This window comes from Dietzia sp. SLG310A2-38A2 (assembly GCF_014145095.1).
GTDB lineage: Bacteria > Actinomycetota > Actinomycetes > Mycobacteriales > Mycobacteriaceae > Dietzia.
In genome coordinates, this window is record NZ_JAALDX010000460.1 from 1 (window position 1) to 3,221 (window position 3,221).

The window sequence follows — 3,221 nt, forward strand, 5'->3', positions numbered from 1 at the left end:
GCGACGGTCGTCCTGGCCGCCCGCCGACGGGAGCGCCTCGACGCCCTCGCCGAGGAGCTCCGCGCGGCCGGTGGTACGGCCTCGACGGTGGCCTGTGACGTCGCGGACCCCGAGGCGTGTGCCGCGATGGTCCGCTCTGCCATGGACTCCCACGGGCGGATCGACATCCTGGTCAACAACGCCGGAATCGGCACTGCGGTGCCCGCGCTCAAGGAGACACCCGAGCAGTTCCGGGGCGTGGTGGACGTCAACCTCCACGGTGCCTACTGGGCGGCCAAGGAGTGCGCGGCCGTGATGGAACCCGGGTCGAGCATCGTCAACGTGGCCAGCGTCCTCGGTCTGACCGCAGGATTCGCCCCGCAGGCCGCCTACTCGGCCTCCAAGGCGGCCGTCCTGGGGCTGACCCGGGACCTCGCGGCGCAGTGGGGGAGCCGGCGTGGGATCCGCGTCAACGCGCTCGCCCCCGGGTATTTCGCCTCCGAGATGACCGTTGAGATCCCGGAGACGATGCTCGCCGACATCACCGGGCGCACGATCTTCGGACGGCTCGGCCTGCAACCGGAGCTCGACTCCGCCCTTCTCTTCCTCGCCTCCGACGCCTCGTCGTTCATCACCGGGTCGACCCTCACCGTCGACGGCGGAATGACCCTTCACTAGACCCACAGGAGATCACCCATGGAGTTCGCGCACAGTCAACGCAGCCAGGAGTTGCAGGAGAACATGTGGGAGTTCATGCGCGAGCATGTGTTCCCCGCCGAGCCGGTGTGGGCCGAGTACCTGCGCACGCACGGCGACCACGAGCACCCGCCCGTCATGGAGGAGCTCAAGGCGGAGGCACGCCGACGCGGGTTGTGGAACCTCTTCCTTCCGGAGTGGTCCGGCATCTCCAACCTCGAGTTCGCGGCGGTCTCGGAGATCTCCGGCTGGTCGCCCGTGATCGCCCCCGAGGCCATCAACTCGCAGGCGCCCGACACCGGGAACATGGAGACCTTCCACCTGTTCGGCACCGATGAGCAGAAGGCCGCGTACCTCGAACCGCTCAAGGAGGGCACGATCCGCTCGGCGTACGCCATGACCGAGCCCGACGTGGCCTCGTCGGACGCGACGAACATCCAGACCGTCATCCGCCGCGAGGGCGACGAGTACGTGATCAACGGCCGCAAGTGGTGGATCACGGGCGTGGCCGACGAACGCTGCGAGATCTTCATCGTCATGGGCAAGACGGACGAGTCCGCCGAGACTCACCGTCAGCAGTCGATGGTCCTGGTCCCGCGCGGTACCCCGGGGCTCACCATCGAGCGCAACCTCCCGCTGTTCGGCTACCAGGACCAGCACGGTCACTGCGAACTCGTCTTCTCGGACGTCCGGGTGCCGGTCGAGAACCTGCTCGGCGAGGAGGGCGCCGGATTCGCGATCGCCCAGGCCCGTCTCGGGCCGGGCCGCATCCACCACGCCATGCGCGCCATCGGGATGGCCGAGCGGGCGTTGGCCCTGATGGTCGACCGCGCCAAGTCGCGCCACGCCTTCGGCGGGTACCTGTCCGAGCAGGGCGTGGTGCAGGAGCACATCGCCAACTCCCGCATCGAGATCGACCAGGCACGCCTTCAGGTCCAGCACTGCGCGTGGATGATCGACACCGTCGGGGCCAAGGAGGCCCGGTTCGAGATCTCCGCCATCAAGGTGATCGCGCCGCAGGTCGCCTGCACCGTGATCGACCGGGCGATCGAGGTCTTCGGCGGCGCGGGCGTCTCCGACGACACGCCCCTGGCGTACTTCTACGCCTGGGCGCGGGCGCTGAGGATCGTCGACGGCCCGGATGCCGTGCACCGCCGCACCGTCGCGCGCGGCGAGCTCAGGCGGACTCCGCCGTACGTCGGCTGACTGTGATGCGCAACACTGACAAGGCCCGGTCGATCGAGACCGGATACCTACCGTTCGAGAGAGGGACACGCAGATGGGTGCAGTGATCGTGGAAGCCGTGCGTAGCGCGGTGGGCAAGCGCAAGGGTGGACTGGCCGGGGTGCATCCGGCCGATCTGTCGGGCAAGGTGCTGAACGCTCTGGTCGAGCGCGCCGGGGTCGACCCGGGGATCGTGGAGGACGTGATCTGGGGGTGCGTGACCCAGGCCGGCGAGCAGACCGGAGACATCGCGCGCACCGCGGTGCTCTCGGCCGGGTGGCCCGAGACCGTCACCGGCGTGACCATCGACCGCCAGTGCGGGTCGTCGCAGCAGGCGCTGAGCTTCGCCGTCGCGGTGGTCGAGTCCGGGTACCACGACGTGGTGGTGGCCGGCGGCGTCGAGTCCATGACCCGTCAGCCGATGGGCAGTTCGATCACCGGCGAGGGTTTCCCGTACGGGCAGGACTTCCTGGGCCGCTACGACGGCACCATGCCCAACCAGGGTGTCGGCGCCGAGATGATCGCCGAGCGGTGGAGCCTGTCCCGCACGCAGCTCGACGAGTTCGCCGTGGCCTCGCACGAGAAGGCCGCCGCCGCGCAGGACGCCGGGTTCTTCGCCGGGCACATCGTCCCCGTGACCACCCCGGACGGAGTCTTCGACGCCGACCAGGGCATCCGCCGCGGCAGCACCGTCGAGGGGTTGGCCGGTCTCAAGACCCCGTTCAAGTCCGACGGCGTGATCCATGCCGGCAACGCCTCGCAGATCTCCGACGGCTCGGCGGCGATCCTGGTGATGAGCGAGGAGGCGGCCGCCAGGTACGGCTGCACCCCGATCGCCCGCGTCCACACCGCCACGCTCGCCGGTGACGACCCGGTCATCATGCTCACCGCTCCGATCCCCGCCACGGCCAAGGCGTTGGAGAAGTCCGGACTGTCGATCGACGACATCGGCGTGTACGAGGTCAACGAGGCCTTCGCCTCGGTGCCGATGGCATGGCTCGCCGAGACCGGTGCCGACCCGGCCAAGCTCAACCCCAACGGTGGTGCGATCGCTCTCGGTCACCCGCTCGGTGGCTCCGGCGCCCGCATCATGACCGACATGGTCCATCACATGAAGGCCAACGGGATCCGCTATGGCCTGCAGACGATGTGCGAGGGCGGCGGCCAGGCCAACGCCACCATCATCGAACTGCTCTGATCCGACTCCGGTCGTCCCCCGCGGCCCCGGCCTCCCTCACGGAGGTCCGGGGTCGCGGTGTTCTCGCGTCGACAAGAGCGTTCCGCACGTATCGGTCGAGGGCGGTTTCATACGGTTGTTGCAA

3 protein-coding genes are annotated in these 3,221 nt (G+C 69.1%); all 3 read left to right on the top strand.

Features of this window, described 5'->3' with window-relative positions:
• Positions 1–657: SDR family oxidoreductase (locus G6027_RS15055; protein ID WP_182637880.1), on the top strand; the 657-nt coding region annotated here is incomplete at its 5' end.
• Between the two features lie 18 nt (positions 658–675).
• Positions 676–1,881, top strand: a complete 1,206-nt coding sequence (locus G6027_RS15060; RefSeq protein WP_182637881.1) for an acyl-CoA dehydrogenase family protein — start codon at positions 676–678, stop codon at positions 1,879–1,881.
• A 73-nt stretch (positions 1,882–1,954) separates the two neighbouring features.
• Positions 1,955–3,097 (top strand): acetyl-CoA C-acyltransferase, encoded by a 1,143-nt coding sequence (locus G6027_RS15065; RefSeq protein WP_182637882.1) that lies wholly within the window; start codon positions 1,955–1,957, stop codon positions 3,095–3,097.
• The last annotated feature ends 124 nt before the right edge of the window (positions 3,098–3,221 follow it).